At 58.7% G+C, this 18,647-nt stretch carries 20 protein-coding genes; 8 read left to right on the top strand and 12 right to left on the bottom strand.

Annotated elements, in window-relative coordinates:
* Nucleotides 1-58: 58 nt before the first annotated feature.
* From E9954_RS00410 to E9954_RS00395, 4 genes are all read left to right on the top strand, one after another.
* On the top strand, nucleotides 59-784 hold the full coding sequence (locus E9954_RS00410) for an LOG family protein (protein ID WP_136077288.1): 726 nt from the start codon (nucleotides 59-61) through the stop codon (nucleotides 782-784).
* A gap of 421 nt (nucleotides 785-1,205) precedes the next feature.
* Entirely contained in the window at nucleotides 1,206-2,597 is a 1,392-nt protein-coding gene (locus E9954_RS00405; protein WP_222846988.1) for an RtcB family protein, read from the top strand.
* A gap of 86 nt (nucleotides 2,598-2,683) precedes the next feature.
* Entirely contained in the window at nucleotides 2,684-3,226 is a 543-nt protein-coding gene (locus tag E9954_RS00400) for a putative quinol monooxygenase (RefSeq protein WP_136077286.1), read from the top strand.
* A gap of 81 nt (nucleotides 3,227-3,307) precedes the next feature.
* Nucleotides 3,308-5,122 (top strand): sulfatase-like hydrolase/transferase, encoded by a 1,815-nt coding sequence (locus E9954_RS00395; protein ID WP_136077285.1) that lies wholly within the window; start codon nucleotides 3,308-3,310, stop codon nucleotides 5,120-5,122.
* A gap of 27 nt (nucleotides 5,123-5,149) precedes the next feature.
* Here the strand turns inward: E9954_RS00395 and E9954_RS00390 are convergent, their stop codons facing one another.
* The 4 genes from E9954_RS00390 to E9954_RS00375 all read right to left on the bottom strand — a co-directional run bounded on the left by E9954_RS00390 (nucleotide 5,150) and on the right by E9954_RS00375 (nucleotide 10,083).
* Entirely contained in the window at nucleotides 5,150-6,757 is a 1,608-nt protein-coding gene (locus E9954_RS00390) for an oligosaccharide flippase family protein (protein ID WP_136077284.1), read from the bottom strand.
* A gap of 14 nt (nucleotides 6,758-6,771) precedes the next feature.
* Nucleotides 6,772-7,860 carry a M48 family metallopeptidase gene (locus tag E9954_RS00385; protein WP_168441862.1) on the bottom strand — a complete coding sequence of 363 codons (1,089 nt, stop codon included), beginning with the start codon at nucleotides 7,858-7,860 and terminating at the stop codon, nucleotides 6,772-6,774.
* Between the two features lie 31 nt (nucleotides 7,861-7,891).
* Entirely contained in the window at nucleotides 7,892-8,833 is a 942-nt protein-coding gene (locus E9954_RS00380; RefSeq protein ID WP_136077282.1) for a ParB/RepB/Spo0J family partition protein, read from the bottom strand.
* Nucleotides 8,834-9,003: 170 nt separating this feature from the next.
* Nucleotides 9,004-10,083: a hypothetical protein gene (locus tag E9954_RS00375; RefSeq protein WP_136077281.1), complete on the bottom strand. Its 1,080-nt coding sequence runs from the start codon at nucleotides 10,081-10,083 to the stop codon at nucleotides 9,004-9,006.
* Between the two features lie 145 nt (nucleotides 10,084-10,228).
* Between E9954_RS00375 and E9954_RS00370 the strand changes: the two genes are divergently transcribed.
* Nucleotides 10,229-10,702, top strand: coding sequence for an outer membrane beta-barrel protein (locus tag E9954_RS00370; RefSeq protein WP_136077280.1), 474 nt, complete (start codon nucleotides 10,229-10,231; stop codon nucleotides 10,700-10,702).
* Nucleotides 10,703-10,872: 170 nt separating this feature from the next.
* Here the strand turns inward: E9954_RS00370 and E9954_RS00365 are convergent, their stop codons facing one another.
* Nucleotides 10,873-11,379 carry an O-acetyl-ADP-ribose deacetylase gene (locus tag E9954_RS00365; RefSeq protein WP_136077279.1) on the bottom strand — a complete coding sequence of 169 codons (507 nt, stop codon included), beginning with the start codon at nucleotides 11,377-11,379 and terminating at the stop codon, nucleotides 10,873-10,875.
* Between the two features lie 39 nt (nucleotides 11,380-11,418).
* Here E9954_RS00365 and thpR point away from each other — a divergent pair, with 39 nt between their 5' ends.
* Nucleotides 11,419-11,985, top strand: coding sequence for an RNA 2',3'-cyclic phosphodiesterase (thpR, locus tag E9954_RS00360; protein WP_136077278.1), 567 nt, complete (start codon nucleotides 11,419-11,421; stop codon nucleotides 11,983-11,985).
* A gap of 20 nt (nucleotides 11,986-12,005) precedes the next feature.
* Here thpR and E9954_RS00355 read toward each other — a convergent pair whose 3' ends face one another.
* From E9954_RS00355 to accB, 7 genes are all read right to left on the bottom strand, one after another.
* Complete coding sequence (locus tag E9954_RS00355) at nucleotides 12,006-12,341, bottom strand: phenylpyruvate tautomerase MIF-related protein (RefSeq protein WP_136077277.1); 336 nt, start codon at nucleotides 12,339-12,341, stop codon at nucleotides 12,006-12,008.
* A gap of 9 nt (nucleotides 12,342-12,350) precedes the next feature.
* Nucleotides 12,351-13,070: a hypothetical protein gene (locus tag E9954_RS00350; RefSeq protein WP_136077276.1), complete on the bottom strand. Its 720-nt coding sequence runs from the start codon at nucleotides 13,068-13,070 to the stop codon at nucleotides 12,351-12,353.
* 66 nt (nucleotides 13,071-13,136) lie between these two features.
* Nucleotides 13,137-13,703 carry a D-sedoheptulose-7-phosphate isomerase gene (locus E9954_RS00345; protein ID WP_136077275.1) on the bottom strand — a complete coding sequence of 189 codons (567 nt, stop codon included), beginning with the start codon at nucleotides 13,701-13,703 and terminating at the stop codon, nucleotides 13,137-13,139.
* A gap of 98 nt (nucleotides 13,704-13,801) precedes the next feature.
* A complete protein-coding gene (gene amaP / locus E9954_RS00340; RefSeq protein ID WP_136077274.1) occupies nucleotides 13,802-14,350 on the bottom strand; it encodes an alkaline shock response membrane anchor protein AmaP in 549 nt (182 codons plus the stop codon).
* A 4-nt stretch (nucleotides 14,351-14,354) separates the two neighbouring features.
* Nucleotides 14,355-14,777, bottom strand: a complete 423-nt coding sequence (locus E9954_RS00335) for an Asp23/Gls24 family envelope stress response protein (protein WP_136077273.1) — start codon at nucleotides 14,775-14,777, stop codon at nucleotides 14,355-14,357.
* A 22-nt stretch (nucleotides 14,778-14,799) separates the two neighbouring features.
* Nucleotides 14,800-16,161: an acetyl-CoA carboxylase biotin carboxylase subunit gene (accC, locus tag E9954_RS00330; RefSeq protein ID WP_136077272.1), complete on the bottom strand. Its 1,362-nt coding sequence runs from the start codon at nucleotides 16,159-16,161 to the stop codon at nucleotides 14,800-14,802.
* Between the two features lie 11 nt (nucleotides 16,162-16,172).
* Nucleotides 16,173-16,631, bottom strand: a complete 459-nt coding sequence (gene accB / locus E9954_RS00325; RefSeq protein ID WP_136077271.1) for an acetyl-CoA carboxylase biotin carboxyl carrier protein — start codon at nucleotides 16,629-16,631, stop codon at nucleotides 16,173-16,175.
* 472 nt (nucleotides 16,632-17,103) lie between these two features.
* On the opposite strand from accB, the gene E9954_RS00320 reads away from it, so the two are divergent.
* Both E9954_RS00320 and tsaA read left to right on the top strand, forming a co-directional pair.
* On the top strand, nucleotides 17,104-17,604 hold the full coding sequence (locus E9954_RS00320; RefSeq protein WP_136077270.1) for a very short patch repair endonuclease: 501 nt from the start codon (nucleotides 17,104-17,106) through the stop codon (nucleotides 17,602-17,604).
* Between the two features lie 84 nt (nucleotides 17,605-17,688).
* On the top strand, nucleotides 17,689-18,396 hold the full coding sequence (gene tsaA / locus E9954_RS00315) for a tRNA (N6-threonylcarbamoyladenosine(37)-N6)-methyltransferase TrmO (RefSeq protein ID WP_136077269.1): 708 nt from the start codon (nucleotides 17,689-17,691) through the stop codon (nucleotides 18,394-18,396).
* Nucleotides 18,397-18,647 lie beyond the last annotated feature (251 nt).

Raw genomic sequence — 18,647 nt, 5'->3', positions numbered from 1 at the left:
CCTGACCCATTCTATACTGCATGCTAACTTGGTGGGAGAAACATGAAGGAGTTGCAACATGATCAGCCCCCCCAAAGCCTATGAAAACATTTCTTTCTTAAACAGTGCCTACTGCCGCCCGGTGCGGCTGCAGCTCGAATACCTGCATCCGGAAGTAACGATGCAGGAGGAGGGCGTGAAGTCCACCATCGTCCTGTTCGGCAGCGCACGCATCCCCTCGCCCGAAACCGCGGCCGACTGCAAAAACCCGAAGCTGGCCGAACTGGTACCCTATTACGAGGAGGCGCGAAAATTCGCGGCCATCGTCAGCACCACTTGCCAGACCAACCACGAATGCGAATATGTGGTCGTCACCGGCGGGGGCGGCGGCATCATGGAAGCGGGCAACCGGGGGGCCAACGAGGCCGGCTGCAAGTCGATCTCGCTCAACATCCAGTTGCCGTTCGAGCAGGAGGCCAATCCCTACGTAACGCCCGAGCTCAACTTTGAGTTCCACTATTTCCACATGCGCAAGATGCACTTCCTGCAGCGCGCCAAGGCCGTCGTCATTTTCCCGGGCGGGTTCGGCACCTTCGACGAGCTGTTCGAGGCGCTGACCCTGATCCAGACCAAAAAGATCAATCCCATGCCCGTCATCCTCTTCGATGCCGGGCACTGGAAAAAGCTCATCAACTGGGAATACCTCGCCGAGTGCGGCCTCATCAGCCCCAACGATCTCGACATCATCACCTTCTGCGACAAGGCGGAGGATGCATGGAAGGTGATCACCGACTACTATGCGTAAAGGTAGTGCACGGCTCTTTCCCCGAAAGGCCGCGCAGCCGACACGAGCATGTGGGGCGGGCTTTCCAGCCTGCCCTTCCCGCGACTACGCAGGCTGGAAAGCCTGCGCCACGATTCCGCCTTGTTTGAGACTTCATTACAAACGAGACTTTGGCACAGCGTGAATCCAGCAACGAATGAATGGAACACGAAGTGGGGCTGGCGCGGAGCGACGGCAGCGAAGCGGCAACCAACGAATCCGTCCCACCGCAAATTCGTTGCTTTCCATTCATTCGTTGCTCAACTCCAATTCAGAGGGGAAGTCTAATGCATGAAAAATCCAGCGCAGCTGGTGGGGGACTAAAGGCGGGATTACAAACCTTTCCACGCCATTGCACCGCCATCCAACTTGCGCTTTAATCGTTTCCATGAAACCGAAGGACATGATTAAGCTGGGTGTGCCGCAGGGTCCGGCGCTGAAGGAAGCGATTGGCGCGGCGCGGAAGGCGGCGGCGAAGGGCGTTAAGAAGCGCGAGCTGCTGGAGCAGGTGAAGGCGGTGCTGGAATCGCCTGCCGACTTTGCTGAGGATGAGGTTTTTGGCGAACTGTCGAAAGCACTGACGGATAATCCATCTGCCCGTCCCGCAGAGGTGTTCGAGCCGCGCGAATCGCGCGCGCCCTACCAGGTTTGGGGCGAAGGGCTGGACGCGAGCGCCATCGAGCAAATGAACAATGCCACCGATCTTCCGGTCTCGGTTGCGGGTGCGCTGATGCCGGACGCCCACATGGGGTATGGCCTGCCGATCGGCGGGGTGCTGGCCACGCAGGATTGCGTGATCCCGTACGCGGTCGGAATGGATATTGCCTGCCGCATGAAGATGACGGTGATGGATCTGCCGGTGTCGCACATTCGCGGCGAGGAAGGGCGGTTGCGCAATGCGCTGGAACGCGAGACGGAGTTCGGTGTCGGCGCGGGTTTTTCGAAACGCCACGAGCACGGCGTGATGGATGCCGACTGGTCGGTGAGTCCGGTGACGAACAAAAACAAAGACAAGGCTTGGTTTCAGCTCGGTTCGAGCGGGTCGGGCAACCATTTCGTGGAGTTCGGCACGCTAACGCTCGAAGAGCCGGAACTGGGGCTGGAGGCCGGAACCTATGTGGCGCTGCTGTCGCATAGCGGGAGCCGCGGCACGGGCGGCGAGGTGGCGAAGCACTACAGCCGGCTGGCGATGGAGCTGCATCCGGAACTACCGAAACAGTTGAAGCACCTGGCGTGGCTAGAGCTGGATTCGGCCTATGGCCAGGAATATTGGCACGCGATGCAGCTGATGGGCGAATATGCCGCCGCCAACCACGAACTGATCCACCAATCGATCGCCAAAATCCTCGGCGCGCAGGTGTTGGCCGATGTGGAAAACCACCATAACTTTGCCTGGAAGGAAAAACACTTTGGCCAGGAGGTGGTCGTCCACCGCAAGGGGGCGACCCCCGCGACGCAGGATACGCTCGGCATCATTCCCGGCTCGATGGCGACCCCCGGCTTCGTGGTGCGCGGCAAGGGCAATGCGGCATCGATGAATTCCGCCTCGCACGGCGCGGGGCGCGCGATGAGCCGCACGGCCACCAAAAACAGTTGCACGTGGAGCCAGGCCAAAACGTTTTTGGCCGAAAACGACGTGGTGCTGATCTCCGCCGGACTCGACGAGGTACCGATGGGCTATAAGGATATCCACGAAGTGATGGCCGCCCAAACCGACCTCGTCGAGGTCATTGCCCGCTTCGATCCGAAGCTGGTAAAGATGGCGCCGGAGGAGCAGAAGCGGCGGCGGCGATAGGCAGAATGATTTTAAGGCAGAATAATTTGCCATTCCTCTGAAAAAGGAAAATCATCGCACCTCATCTCTCAGACGAAAGGAACTCCATGAAAACAATAGCGAACATTGCAATGGTCGTTTGCGCGGCGGTGCTGCTGTCCGGATGCACCATTACCAAATTTACAGCCACCGAGCGTGGCAATGCGGGGCGCGAACTCCTCGACCTGCACGAAGCCCATGAGAAAAAGATCATTGGCGATGCCGAATACCAACGGCTGAAAACCAAGATTCTTGAACGAAGCAAGGATTCCATAAACAAAAAACGAAAAGGGAGCAGCAAAGATATGGTTCATGTAATTGCGTTCATTAAAGTGAAGCCCGAACACCGCGAAGAGCTGATCAAGATCTTCAACGCCAATGTGCCGAACGTACTGGCGGAGGATGGGTGCATCCAGTACACGCTGACCACGGACACCGACAGCGGCATCGGCATCCAGCAAAGGGATGAAACCATCCTAACGGTGATTGAAAAATGGGAATCCCTTGAAGCGTTGCAAGCCCACCTCGAGGCGCCGCACATGGATCAATACCGCCAGGACACGGAGGGCATGACCGAAGGTGTGGAACTGCGCGTACTGCAAGATACCTAAACCTTCTCCCCGAAGCATGCGCACCCCGTCCATAAAATAGGCCGGGGTGCGTTTTTTATGTATCTAACCAAGGGGTAAAAAATGAAAAGACGCGTATTCATCTATACAGCGACACTCGCTTCAACCTTACCAGCGGCGGCAAAACCCCAAGAACGGCCAAATATCCTTTGGCTGACGTGCGAGGACAACAATATTGACTGGGTGGGTTGCTATGGCAACCCGCACGCCGACACACCGAACATTGACCAGCTGGCGGCAGAGGGTTTCCAATATATGCATGCCTATGCGAACGCGCCGGTATGCGCGCCGAGCCGCAGCACGTGGATTACCGGCATGCTGTCGATCTCGAACGGCACCTTCCCGATGCGCAGCCGCAACGAGATTCCGCACGACCGCATTAAGTATTATCCCGATTATCTCAAGGCCAACGGCTACTATGTCGGCAACAGCACCAAGACCGACTACAACATTGGCGGGCGCGATGACAAATCGGCATGGGACAACCCCGGAAAGGTGAAGTGGGACGAGCTGAAGAAAAACCAGCCCTTCTTCCAGATCGTCAACTCCACCACCTCGCATGAAAGCAGGGCGCAGGGCGATGTGGAAAACACCCTCCACGACCCGGCCAACACCCGGTTGCGCGCCTACCACCCCGATCTCCCCGATGTCCGCAAGAACTATGCGAAATACCACGATGCCATGAAGCGGATGGATGGCGAGATCGGCGCATCGCTCAAAAAGCTCGAGGCGCTGGGGCTGGCGGAAAACACGATCGTCATCCACAACTCCGACCACGGCGGCGTACTGCCGCGCAGCAAGCGCTATATTTTCCAGAGCGGGATCCACTGCCCGTTGATCGTTCGCATTCCGGAGCGCTACAAGCATCTCCGGCCGGCCGCGCAACCGGGCAGCAAGATCGACCGACTGGTCAGCTTCGTCGACATGCCGAAGACGTGGCTGAGCCTGACGGGCTCGGAAGTGCCGGGCCACATGCAGGGAACCGTGTTCCTGGGCCCCGGCACCGAACCGGAGAAGGAGTTCCATTTCGCCTTCCGCGGCCGCATGGACGAACGCCTTGAAAATGCACGGGCCGTTTGCGACAAACGGTTCCTCTACATCCGCAACTACATGCCCTACGTGCCGTGGGTGCAGCACTTGGACTATCTCTGGAAAATGAAGGCGACGCAGGCCTGGGAAGCCCATGTGCAATCCGGCAAGGCCAGCGAGGTGCAGGCGCGCTTCTTCAAGCCCAAGGATTGGACGGAAGAGCTCTACGACATGCAGAAGGATCCGGACGACATCAACAATCTGGTCGATAACCCCGAGTACCAGCAGGTGGTCAACCGCATGCGCAAGAACCTGCGGAAACAGCAGCTCGAAATCCACGACTCCGGCCTGTTGCCGGAATCGGAGATGGTGAAGCGCGCCGCCGACCACAACCTGACGATCCACGACATGGTGCGCGATCCAAAGCTCTACAACCTATCCGCCCTGCTCGACGCCGCCGACCTGGCACTGGAAGAGAAGAAGGAAAACCTCCCCGCCTTGGAACAACTGCTGGCAAGCCCGGATGCCGGCATCCGCTATTGGGGCATGGTGGGCTTCTTCCTGTTGAACGAGTCCAAGCCGGCGTCGGGGGCATTGCGGGACGAGTCGCACGAAGTGCGCGCCATGGCCGCGTGGCTGCTGATTAAAGGCGGCAGCAAGAAACAGGGATTCGCCTGCCTGGATGAGCTGCTCAAGCAGGAATCCTACGCGACGCTGACCGTGCTCAACATGGTCGATTGGCTCGGCGACGAAGGCAAGGAGCTGATGCCCACCGTCCGCGCGCTGGCGCCGAAGAAAAAGTCGTATGAAGAGCGGATGAAGAACAACCTGGTCCAGAAACTGGGGTAATCAAGGCGGGACAACAGACTTCTTCCCTTACGCACCTTTTACAAGGAAGCCCAGAACGGCGTTGAGTTTCTTGATATCCAAGGCTTGGAAGTCCTGGACGTCGGAACGGCGGATGAGCCGGAGATGGCGGACGGCCAGCAGGAAGAGTCCGAGGTAGATTCCGCCAATGGCAAACAGGACGGCCATGTTGACGAGGCGGCTCTCGAAGACTTCAAAGAGCCGGGTCTTTTCGGCAACCCAGTGCATCCCCCACCCCAGCGCGGCGAGCGCCGCGGTGATGCGCAGGCAGAAGGCGGCCGGGAAATGGATGCCGCCAATGATGCCGCGCACCACCAGCAGGCGGAACGGGATGGTGAGCACGAAGGTGCCCGCCACGGCAAGGATGCCGCCCCAGACCCCCATCCGATAGTGCACGATCAGCAACCAGTCGAGGAAGATGTTGACGACGATCTGGAGGATGAGCATCGGCACCATGTTCAGCACCTTTTCCTTGGCCTTGATGGCGGCGGAGAGCGGCATGGAGACGAGCGGCAAAACCAGCACCATGCAGAAGGCGGAGGCAATCAGCCCCGCTTCGTCCATTTCGCCGTCGTAGATGATGCGGTAGGCCACCGGGCAAAAAAAGGAGCCCAGCACCGCCACCGGAAGCGACACCATCATCAATAGCTTGTAGTAGGACTTGATCAGCGCCCCGAGGCAGCTGTTGTCCCTCACATAGGCCTCGGCAAAGGCCGCGGTGAAGATGGGGAGGAACGCCAGCGGAAGGAAGGTGATCACGGTGTAGGGCAGCGTGTAGCCCAGGTCGTAGATGCCGGCCACGGTGGTGCCCGCGATGGCGGCCAGGAAAAAAATCTCGGAATACTTGAACATGACCATGCGCAGGATCGAGCTGAGCATAACCGTCGCGGAAAAGGAGAGCGCCCGTTTTTTCCCGATGCCGAATTCCTTCACCTCCCACGGGAGGTTTTTCACGTAGCGGAATAGCGCGAGGGCTCCAATGGCGTAGATCGTCCCGACGGAAACGAGCTGTACGGCGAAGACGGTGCCGACCTCCGGGCGCATCCCAAGCCACGACCAAAGCGTGATGAACCAGAGGATGCCGGAGGCGATGGAAAGGATGGCAACCGTCCGGGTCTTGAACAGGGAGGTGAACACGGTTCCGACAAAATCCTTGAGCAGCAGCAGGCCGGTCAGGCCGCAGGCCAGCTTGAGGTAGAAGTGGAAGTGTTCGACGTGCTCGGCTTTGAACAGGCGCTGCAGCGGCCCGGAGAGGGAGGTCAACACCATCGAGAGCGCCAACACGGCGATCAGTTGCAAGGTGGCGGATTTCCAGAGCAGATGGATCAACCCGAAGCGGTTCCTACGGGCGGCCAGCTCCGGCACATAGCGCATGAGGGCAACCCCCAGTCCCAGCCCGCACAGCATAAGCATGTAGGCCGAGATGTTCATCATCAGGCTATAGACCCCATACTTTTCCTTGCCGAGCGCGTTGACCGTCAGGATACTGATGCCGAAGTAGACGAAGAAGAGCACCAGCTTGCTCAGCACCATCCACGGGATGCTCCCCATCGCTTCGCGCGAAAAGAAGCCGCCGCCCCCCTGCTCCGTTCGATGGTGATGGGATTCGTCGGTCATGGTGTTCCGTTGGGCTAGGATTGCCGGGCGCGCTCGATGCGCCGGGCCATCGACGGATGGCTATGCAGCAGGAACTCGACCCACGCGGCCGGTTCCTTGTTGGAGAGGTTTTGGTCGGCCAGCTTTTCAAAGGCCGACACCAGGGCATCGGGCGATCCCATCCGGTTAATGGCATAGGCATCGGCCGCGAACTCGCGGCGGCGCGAATGCAGGTTGGCCACGGGCATCGAAACGAGCGAAAAAACAAACAGGCTGAAGATGAAGATCGGCGCCGCGCCAATGTCGTAGATATGTTCAATGCCGAAGAAGGCGGCAAGCCACACCAAACAGTGGTGGGCAACAAAGAAGCCCAGCAAGGCCAGCAAGGCACTGGTGACCATCAGGCGGAAGGTATCCTTGTTCTTATAGTGCCCGACCTCGTGGGCCAGGATGGCGAGGATTTCCTCCTGCGAATAGCCGGAGAGCAGGGTGTCGCCGAGGATGATGCGCCTGGTTTTTCCAAAGCCGGCAAAGGCGGCGTTGGCGGTACTGGTCCTTTCCGCGAGTCCCCACTTGAAGACGCCGACGACGTTGATGCCCGCCTCGGTCATCATCTTGGTGACGGCCTCGGTGAGCTCGCCCTCCGCCAGCGGCTCGAACTTGTGGAAGAGCGGCATGATGATCACCGGGGCGATGGTTGAAACGACCACCGCGAAGAGGATGTAGAACGCGGCGGCGGCGAGCCACCACCATGCGGGCATCAGGCGCAACAGCGCATAGATGACCGAGAAGAGGATCGTGGCAATCACGAGATCGATCAGCAACGACTTGAAAAAGTCGAAGATCCAGTCGCCGACGGTTTCGTTGGAAAGTTCGTAGTGGTGCTCCAGCACATAGCTGCTATAGAAGCCAAACGGCGACATGAACGCGGCAAAACCAAAAACGGAGACGAGGGTATAGACGGCGTTGGAGACCCACCACATGTTTTCGCCGAAGCGCGATGCAAGCCCGTTGGCAAGCGCGGCGGAGGCTCCGGTGAACTGGTAGATGCCCAGCAGCATGCCGAGCACCAGGATCTGCAACAGGAAAAGCCGATTGTGGATGGCATCGTATTCCTTGGCCATCCTTTCGCGTTCTGTGGGCGGGTTCGGCATCCTATAGATCGCTCGAATAGCCCATGATGGTCAGCAACCGGTCCAGTTCGTCGTTGTCGTGGTAGTCGATCTCGAGCGATCCCTTCACCTTGCGACCATTGGTGAGCGTTTTGGAAGGGGTGATGCGAACGCCGGTGCCCAGGAACTGGTGCAGCTCGTCGGTAAGCGTTTGCAGATAGTCGCCGGGCAGGTCGGTTTTTTCGGCGCGGGGCTTCTTGGGCGGCATGGTGAGTTTTTTCACCAGCTTTTCCAGGGCGCGCACCGATAGGCCATCCTTGATCGCCTTTCGGGCCAGCACGGCTTTTTCCTTCTCGCTTTGCAGCGACAGGAGGACCTTGGCATGCCCGACGGAAAGCAACCCCTCGGCCACATACTTCCGGATGCCGTCCGGCAGTTCAAGCAGGCGCAGGGCGTTGGCAACGGAAGCGCGCGCCTTGCCCACCTGCTCCGCCACCTTTTCCTGCGTGAGGTTGAACTTTTTCTGCAACAGGGCATAGCCTTCGGCCTCTTCGATCGGATTGAGGTCTTCGCGTTGCAGGTTTTCAATCAGGGCGATCTCCAGCGCCTTTTCGTCGGTGGCCTCGATAACAATGACCGGCACCTTCGTGAGCAGCGCGGCCTGGGCGGCGCGCAGGCGGCGTTCGCCGGCGATCAGCTCGAACTTGGTTCCAACCGTGCGGACCAACAGGGGCTGGAGCACACCGTGAACCTTGATGGACTCGACGAGCTCGGTGAGCGCATCGGAATCGAACACGGTACGCGGTTGCCACGGGCTGGCCACGACCTTCGCCACCGCCACTTCGAGCACGCCCGCCGCATCCGGGAGCGGAGCAACGGCGGTGGTGGTCGGGATCTTCCTGGTGGTGGCCTTTTTCTTGGCGGTTGAACCGTCCTTGATCAGCACGTCGATACCGCGCCCGAGTCGTTGTTGCTTTCCTGCCATAGGTGTTCCTCGTCTTCCAATGCCTAAAACCACGGAATAATTCCTGCAAAGCGCGAAAAATGAAAGGCTAAAAGTCAAACGGATGATCGGATTCATGGATTTTTGGAACCATGGGATCCTTCGCCGGCCCCCCATCCCCAATCAACCCCTGGCCCGGCCATCCATCCCACTCAGTCCTCGAGCCGCATCCGGGGGCGGCGGGGGGCGGCGGGTTCCGCGGCCTCTTCCTCGGCTTTGCGCCGGGCGTAGGATTTCACCTCGGTGGTGTCCTTTTCCGGATAGAAACAGTCGCGTACCCAAACGAGGTAGACGCAGGCCATGATCCCCCAGATGCAGCTGATGAAGGTCAGCATGGCGGGATTGAAGGCGCTGTATTGTCCCAGCCGCTCAATTTGCTCCGCCGTGTAGCCCATTTGGGCATAGAGGGTTTCCATATCCATTTCGGAAAACGTGAGCATCATGGAGGAAGAGGTCAACAGCACCAGGGCATAGGCGCCCCACCAGGCATGGATTTTCCGGGAAAAGGCCCCCCATCCGATATACCCGCAGGCGACCGAAATGGCCAAGACGATCACCATGCCCAGTCCCCCTGCCACAATCTTGCCAAACAGGAAAACCACATAGTTCGTGGTGGCCCCGGTCAGGATGGAAAGGCTCCCCATGATGGAAACCAACGCCATGGCCAGCAGCGGCAGCGGCACCTTATCCGTCCAGCAGGGCGCGGGATGGAGACGCTCGCAGGTCACCTGCACCCCGCGCAGGCTGTAGAAGGCAATGGCCACCATCGGGAAAAGCACTTGCAACAGGAACAGCACCAGAATAACGAAGTAGAGAATACCCATGGATACTGCGGGGGCAATCAAGCCGGAATTCAGCATCAGCCCGTGCAGCTCGGGGAGGATGTAAAGCACCAAGGCCAGCCCCAGCGTGCCGAAAAACACCGTGACCCACGCCCCCACCAGCACCAGTGCCCGCGCCCACCGCTTGGCCTTCATGCTCCCAAGTCCCATCACGATGAACCATCCGGCCAGATAGAACAACAACCCCATCGCAATCCAGAAATGGGAGGGTTTCATCCCGCCCAGACCGGCTGAAGAGGCAACGACGAGAAGCAGCATCGCAACCGAAAAAGCGAGGATCCCCAGAACAATCTCCAAGATGCCGGACACCATGAGCCCGACGGAACGGTCCTTTTCCGGATCGCCCTCCAGCCACACCCACTCGCGGGCCCTGACAAAAAATTCTTTCATGGTTTGCGCAATTTAGCGGAAAGCAATCGAACTGGAAACCTGAAACTGGAGCCGGAAGCACGGGGCGGAAGAGTCCCTGTTTTTTTACTGGTGCGGGAACCATCCCCCCGCTAGCCTTTTGCCGAACCTAACCAAGGATGCCCTCATGAAGAAATGTACCATCGCCCTGCTGCTTGCAACCGCAACCTGCTTCATGGCCGGAAACGCGCTGGCCATTGGAAAAACCGGATATACCGCATACGGAACCTACTGGAACGGCGACGACTCGGGCTACGGCTTCGGACTGAAATACACCCGGTCGCTCATCGACATCGTTTTCGCGGACGCCCGGGTCAGCTACATTTCATACGATTCCAACCGGATCGACACCCTGATTCCGACCGAGGTATCCATCAACATCGGCCTCCCCGGCGTGGTTACCCCCTATGCCGGCGTTGGCGCGGGCTACTACTTCATCGACTCCCCCATCTACGATGATTCCGCCGGTTATTTTGCGCAGGTCGGCGTGGAAGTCTCCATCTCGAAAATCGGCGTGCTGGCCGAGCTGCGCTACCACGACCTCGAAGGCGGCGACCTCGACAGCCTTTCGGCGAACCTCGGCGTTCTGCTGAAGTTTTAACCTAGCCCACAGGAAACCCTAAACATTCGGATGGGCAAACCACTAATTCGCACTAATCGGCACTAATTTGCCAGGATTCGAACCACCAGTTGATTAGTGCCAATTAGTGAAGATTAGTGGTTCAAAAACATGGCAGTATGGTCTAGCGAAAAGTTAAGAGGAACAGAGTACTACCCAAAGGTGGTCAGCACCTCTTGATAGGTTTCGTAGTCGGCATCCGAGAAGCAGACGCAATAAACCTGCTTCACCCGGCTCCCCTCGTCCAGCGCCCGGAAGATTTCCGCCAGGGCAATGCCGCAGGCGCGCTCGAACGGGAACCGGTAGACGCCCGTGCTGATGCAGGGGAAAGCGATGGAATCAATCCGGTGCTCCTCCGCCAACCGCATGGCCGTGCGGTAGCAGGAGGCCAGCAGCTCATCTTCGTGCTGGTCGCCGCCCGACCACACCGGGCCGACGGCATGGATGACAAACCGGGCGGGCAGGCTGTAGCCCTCGGTCAACTTGGCCGAGCCCGTCGGGCATCCGCCAGCCATGGCGCATTCGGCCTGCAGGCGCGGCCCCGCGGCACGGTGGATGGCGCCATCAACCCCGCCGCCGCCAAGCAACGTCGTATTGGCCGCATTCACGATGGCATCCACCTTGAGCGTCGTAATATCGCCTTTGATTATCTCAACCATTGTGCGTAGGATCATGCCTTGCGAAGGGAGCGTTTTCAAATGGAAACCATCAGGGCGTTTATCGCGGTCGACATCGGCAACGAGATACGGGGCAGGCTCGACGAACTGCAGCGGAAGCTCAAGAAAACGCACGCCGACGTCCGCTGGGTGAAGCCCAACAACATCCACCTCACCCTCGCATTCCTCGGCGACCTTCCCGTCGAAAAAATCCAGCCCCTGTGCAAGGCGCTGGACTCCCACGTCCAAGGAACCGGAGCCTTGGGTTTGCATGCCGTTGGAACGGGCTATTTCGGAAAGCCGAACCACCCGCGTGTCGTTTGGGCAGGCATCGCCGTATGCCCGCCCCTGCTGGAGCTCCATCGAAACACCCTGGAAACGTTGCGCATGGCCGGAATCGGATTCGACAACAAGCCCTTCTCCCCCCACCTCACGCTGGGCCGGGTCAAAGGGCCGGAGCACACCGGATCGCTGCTGCAAATGGTGGAGAAATATAGCGATATCGAACTGGGAAAAACCTCGATTGAATCGGCAGAACTCATCCAAAGCCGACTCACTCCCCACGGCGCTGAATATTCGGTTTTGCACCGAACCGGCATCTCCTTCTGATCCCGTTATCCGGTCAAAAACTATCCAAAGAGGGAGCCGTTCCAGCCCCAGTGGTCGCGCTCGAGGGATTCGAAGGTGACGTAGATGCGGTCGGCGGGAATGCCGAGGTGATCGTTGAGCAGCACGCAGAGTTTCATGGTGATCTCGTGGTTCACCACGCGGTTCAAGCCGCCGAGGCTCTTGACCTCGGCATAGACCGCGTCGCCCGGCGTGCCGGACATCACCATGTCGGCCACGGAAGAGACGACCATCACATATTTTTCCGGCTTGCCGATCGTTTCGGCAAGGACGGTGGAAATCCGTTCCAGCAAATCGGCCGGGATTTCCTGCGAGCTCTTCAAGTTGATCAGCGGCATGGCAGTCTCCTATTTCAATTCCTGGGGAACGGCGAAACCATACTGGGCATTGGTCTGCCGCTTCAACACGGAAACATGGGGTTCGATGATGCCGAGCGCCTCGGCGCGCCGGTGCGGGGGAAGGGCAGCGAGCCACGCATCGATATCGATCCGCTTCCAGGGGGGCTTCCCGCTGGGCACGGCCAATCCGACCAGCTGCGGATAGTGCGCGGGGAAGGCGGCCTTCAGGTCGCGCATCATGCGGTAGGAAAGCGCATAGGGTTCGCGGCGCGAGCGGCTGAAACGGCGCTTCCAGTCCCCCCACTCCACGTTTTGCGCGGCGCAGGCCTCTTCGGAAAACAGGGTGGCAATGCCCTCCATGTACCAGTCGGTGATGTGCGCGTTGATCAGGTGGGCGCATTCGTGGCCGAGCAGCGCGTAGTAGTTCCGGTGCCCCGGATCCTCGCCAAGGTAGATGACAAAGACCCCGTTGGCCGGATCCACGCATTCGGTCAGCGAAAAATCCTCGCCAATGCGGTAGCGGCGCGAGGCCTCGGTTTTGCGCGAGCGGCGCAGGATAACCTCGTTGACGGGTACCACCGGTTCACCGAACTCGGCAATGGCTTGTTTTAACGAGTCCGCCACAAACCGGCTGGAAGCCGCATCTTCGATGGGCTCATAGGCCTCGTGCCACGGCCCCGGCGGCTTACTCTCGATCAGGGTCGCGCAACCGGAAAATAGAAGGGGCATCAACAGAAGCCCCCAAGCGAAGACCCTGGACGTTTCGACCTTCGACCTTCGACCGCGAAGCATGGATCAGCCTTCCATCAACTCTTCAATGCGCTCGCAGATGAGGTGCATCATGGTTTCGTGGCCCTCCTGGATGCGCGGCGTGTGCGTGGAGCACGAAACCACCAGCGCCAGGTCGGCCAGCCCGAGCATCTTGCCCCCCGTTCCACCGGTGAAGGCCACGGTCTTGATGCCCATCTCCTTGGCGGCCTCGAAGGCCAGCAGAATGTTTCCGGAATTCCCCGAGGTGGAGAAGCCCACCAGGATATCGCCGGAGCGGCCCAGCCCCTGCACTTGCTTTTCGTAGACCTCGTTGAACGAAAAATCGTTGCCAATGGAGGTCAGCACGGCGGCATCGGTATTGAGCGCAAGCCCCGCATAGGGGCGGCGGTTCATCAGGAAGCGGTTGACCAGCTCGCCGGCAAAATGCTGGGCATCCGAAGAGCTCCCGCCATTCCCGCAGGCCATGATTTTGTTGCCGGCCTTGAGGCAGGCAACCATCTCCTGCGCCACCCGCTCCACCTGTGGGGCAAGTTCGTCGAACACCTGATCCGAAACGGCGCGCGCTTCTGCCTGTATTTTCTTTAAATCCATTTTACCACCACTGATCGGAATTAAGCTGCTCGATTTCCACCACAAGACCCAGAGGAACCGGCTGGCCCGGCCGTTTGTCCTCTGCGGCAAGGCAGACCCTATTCGGTTTCAGGATCTTCTTCAACGTGCTTACCCGGATCGCCGACAATTTCCAGCACCTTAATGGTGATGTTGCGGATTTCCTCCAAGCCCAGCGACTCGCGGACACTTTCGCGGATGCGCTGCTGCAGCACCTGGGAGAGTTCCGGAATCTTGTTGCCCGAAACCACCTTCACGCCGAGCGCGATATCCAACATGCCCTTGTCCTGGATCAGCTGGGTGCTGACGCTCTTGACGGCGGCGAACTCCTTGCAGACGCGCTCGATGAAATCCTGGATGGCCTTGGTGCTGATGCCCACGCTGCCGTCATCGGCCTGGAAGTCGATATAGGAGGCCTTTTTCTTGCGGCACCCGCCAGCCCAGCGCAGGACGACCGCAAGGATCAACACCGCGCCCAGTGCCGCCCCAACCCAGGGCATGACCAACATGTTGGCCATGAAATCGCCCACCGCGCGGTTGAAAATGTTTCCATAGATTAAGGCCGAGCCAATCACCAGGAGCAAGAGGGTCATGATAATATCGCCAAACCTGCCGGAGCGATGTTTCATTGGATTATTCCTCGGTTTTCTTTTCACCCGGGCTACGGATGCCTTGGACGACCACGTTGACGGCGAAGACCTGCTGCCCGGTCATATCCTCGACCGCATCCTTGACGGCGGCCTGGAGCTGGACACAGATTTCGGGAATCCGGACACCGAACTCCAGCACGACGGTAAGGTCGATGGTCAAAAGTTCTTCGTTTTCCTTCCCGATGCGGATGCCTTTATCCTTGGGTTTCTTCCCGATCATTCCGGCGATGCCGTCGGTGAGCGAGCCCTGCAACTCAACCACGCCCGGAACCTTTTTCGCGGTTTCGCTCGCAATGATGGCGATGACATTGTTGTTGATGCTGATCTGTCCGTATTGGGAACCGGAGGTTTCGGCCAACGCGAAATCCTGCGTATCCGCCACGGCATTGCCCATTGTGTCTTCCATATCCACTACTCCTCTTCGCTACTTACGAATTCAGAAAAACCTCATGCATGAACCGTTCGAGGTAGGCGGTGTTGTAGGTGCCATCCACGAAGCGCTTATCGACCATGAGGGCCTCGCCCAGCGGCACCGACGTGTGCGGCCCGATGATGGTGAACTCCTCCAACGCGCGGCGCATGCGCGCAATCGCCTCGTGTCGATCCTTCCCCTTGGCGATGATCTTGCCGATCATGCTGTCGTAGTAGGGCGAGATCGTGTAGCCGGAATAGACATGCGAGTCGATGCGGATTCCGGGGCCTCCCGGAAAATGGACGGCTTCAACCAGGCCGGGCGACGGCGTGAAGTTGTTGTAGGGATCTTCGGCGTTGACGCGATATTCGATCGCATGGCCTTCGATCCGCATCTCTTCCTGCGTGAACGAGAGCTTTTCGCCGGCGGCGACGCGGATCTGCTCCTTCATCAGGTCGATGCCCGAAACCTCTTCGGAAACGGTGTGCTCCACCTGGATTCGGGTGTTCATTTCCATGAAATAAAACTGTTTTGCCGTCTCGTCGTAGAGGAACTCCAGCGTGCCGGCGCTATCGTAATCGACGGCCTTGGCGGCCTTGACGGCGGCATCGCCGAGCGCCTGGCGTTCTTCATCGGTCAGCGTGGGGCACGGGGCCTCTTCCACCAGCTTCTGGTGGCGGCGCTGGATCGAGCAGTCACGCTCGCCCAGATGGCAAACATTGCCATGCTTGTCGCCGATGATCTGCACTTCGACGTGGCGGGCGGACTCGATGTATTTTTCCATGAACAGGTCGGGATTGCCGAACGAGGCGTCGCCTTCCGCCGCCGCCGCCATGAAGCCCTGCACCAACGAAACATCGTTGCGCGCCACCCGCATGCCCTTGCCGCCGCCGCCGGCCACGGCCTTGAGCAGGACGGGATAGCCCATCTTATGGGCCAGCTCGAGCGCTTCGTCGGAATTCTTGAGGATGCCGTCGGAACCGGGCGTGATCGGCACACCGGCGGCCTTCATCGTATCGCGCGCAATGGCTTTGTCGCCCATATTGCGGATGCAGTCCGCCGAGGGGCCGATGAAGGTAATATTGCAGTTGGCGCAAATTTCGGCGAAGTGGGCGTTTTCCGCAAGAAAACCATATCCGGGATGGATGGCATCCACATCGGCCACTTCGGCGGCACTGATGATGTTGGTGATCTTGAGATAGCTGGCGTTTGCGGCCGCCGGGCCAATGCAGATGGCTTCGTCGGCCATTTGCACATGCAGGGAGTCGGCGTCGGCCTCGGAATAGACGGCGACGGAGCGCACCCCCAGCTCTTTGCACGCGCGGATAATGCGCAACGCGATCTCGCCGCGGTTGGCGATCAATACCTTTTCAAACATGGGCAATCCCCTTATTTGGGTTCAACGAGGAAGAGCGGCTGCCCATACTGTACCGGCGAAGTGTCATCGACGAGGATCTTCTTGATGACCCCCTTCACTTCGGCCTTGATTTCGTTCATGACCTTCATGGCCTCCACGATGCAAACCACCGTATCGACCGTGATTTCGGCACCCACTTCAACAAAGTTGTCGGCGTCCGGGGCCGGCTTGCGATAGAAGGTTCCAACGATCGGGGACGGGATTTCAACCAATCCGTCGTTTTCATCGGCGGCCGGTGCGGCTTCGGGTGCAGCGGCGGGAGTAGCGGCTGGCGCTGCGGCGGCATGGGCCGCCGGAGCCGCATAGACCACCTGGGGCTCGTTGCTGCCACGCTTCATGGCCAGTTCAAATTCGCTGTCTTTCATCGAAAATTCCGAAAGATCGTTGGCCTTCATCATTTCCGCGATGCGTCTGATATCCTTGATTTCCATATTCACCCTCTCCTGGTTGCGAAATTCAATATCTCCGGAAACTAAACAATATTTCCCCCACATTGCCTAGTCCTAATCCAAAAGGAGTTAATTCAGCCCCGGAACCGAGTTCCCGGCCGAAATCGCCGGTAATCAAGAACCCGCGCCACCGCAGCGAAGCGCATATAATCTTCGAAGAAAACAAGGGCGAAGCCCCCGTTCACCATGGCCCCATAAACTTGGCAACGATTCTGGATACGATTGAATGGTTTGGAAACACGGACCACCTCTCTCAGTAAGTGTTTCGTAGGCGGACAGCCGACAGAGCCGGGGAGGATATGGATGCTTTTCCGTTCGGCGGGGCAGACGGGACGCCTGCGGTACGGGCCGTCCGACAATTGCCCTGCAGCATTCATGAGCCATGCAATACACAAAAAGGACAACTGCGGAAAATTTCGTGTGTTTCGTGTATTTAGTGGTTAGATTTCCCGACATGGATACGTTGACGCCAGAGGAGCGGTCGGCCTTGATGAGCAAGATACGGGGCAAAAACACGAAGCCGGAACTGCTTGTCCGCTCGATGCTCCACCGGGCGGGCTACCGCTTCAGCCTGCATCGGAAGGATTTGCCGGGCAAGCCGGACATCACGTTGCGAAAACACAAGACGGTGGTCTTTGTGCATGGTTGCTTTTGGCATCGGCATAAACACTGCAGGGTGGCCTCGACCCCGAAATCGAACACGGAATTCTGGGAACATAAGTTCGAGCGCAACGTCGCCAACGACCGAAAGCATAAACGGGAGTTGAGAAAGCTGGGCTGGAACGTCATTGTAATCTGGGAGTGCGAACTCAAGGATCCGGAAAAGGTGCTGGTTCGGTTAATGAATGAGCTGACCCCGGAGAAGGTTTTGCACTACCCAACGGCGGAAGACACTTCGCTGATTGCCGCGGAAGCCAAGGCGAAATACATCACGAAAGGGAAAAAGGGAAAATAGCTTTCATCACCGAGGCACGGAGACAAAGGGCATGTAAAACATTTCCGATCCTCCGAGTCCCCAGCAAAGCGGGTGGTTAATCAAATGGATAGTTTTGAATTCAAACCGGTTGGAATCATACGGTCGTGCTACACGGACAAGTTTGGGATACCGCGCCAACCGGGTCTGGTGAAGAGTGCGACGGCAACGCTGGAGCTCCTCCCCCCCTACAACCAACCGGAAGCCCTCCGCGGCATCGAGGCGTTTTCCCACCTGTGGATCGTATTCGTGTTCCATCAATCCGCGAGGGATCAATGGAAAGCCACCGTTCGGCCGCCCCGGCTGGGGGGCAACGAGCGGGTCGGCGTGTTTGCCTCGCGCTCCAATTTCCGCCCCAACCCCATCGGCCTATCCGTTGCCGAGTTGATTCGCGTCGAGGGAACAACCCTGCGGCTGGGTGGTGGGGATTTCCTGGATGGCACCCCGGTGCTGGACATCAAACCCTACATCCCCTACGGCGACAGCCTCCCTGAAGCACAAGGAGCGTTTGCAGGCGCCGCGCCGGAGCCAACCAATGCCGTGCGGTTTTCACCCGAGGTTGAGGCGAGGTTTGCCGACCTCGAAAACGGGAAGCGCCCTGCCCTGCGGCAACTGATTGCCGACATGCTTTCCTATAACCCCCGCCCATCCTACCAGCCCGACGATCCCGCGCGCGTGTTCGGCACGCATGTGTTCGATCTGGAGGTCAAGTGGACCCAGGCGGAGAACCAGGTGACGGTGGTTGAAGTGAAAAAGGGCGCGCCGGGTCCTTAACCTCAACCGAAAAACGAAACCACTAATCCCCACTAATTTTCACTAATCATGAAGAACTGCTTATGCACATCTTCATTTTGAAATCGTCCTTATTGTAGAGGCGGTGCCCCCACCGCTTGCCCGTTGCAAAGCATGCGACGAGGGCGTCGCGTCTACGAACCCAAAATCCAAGTTTATCCCACTACTGAAGATGGGTTTATTTGCAACGAGTCTTCCGCCGCATGGATTCGTTGCTTTCCCTGCATTCGTTG

The organism is Pontiella desulfatans (genome assembly GCF_900890425.1).
In the GTDB taxonomy this organism is placed as follows: Bacteria; Verrucomicrobiota; Kiritimatiellia; order Kiritimatiellales; family Pontiellaceae; genus Pontiella; species Pontiella desulfatans.
The sequence above is the reverse complement of the archived record's forward strand: the minus strand, read 5'-3'. Positions and strand labels throughout refer to the sequence as shown.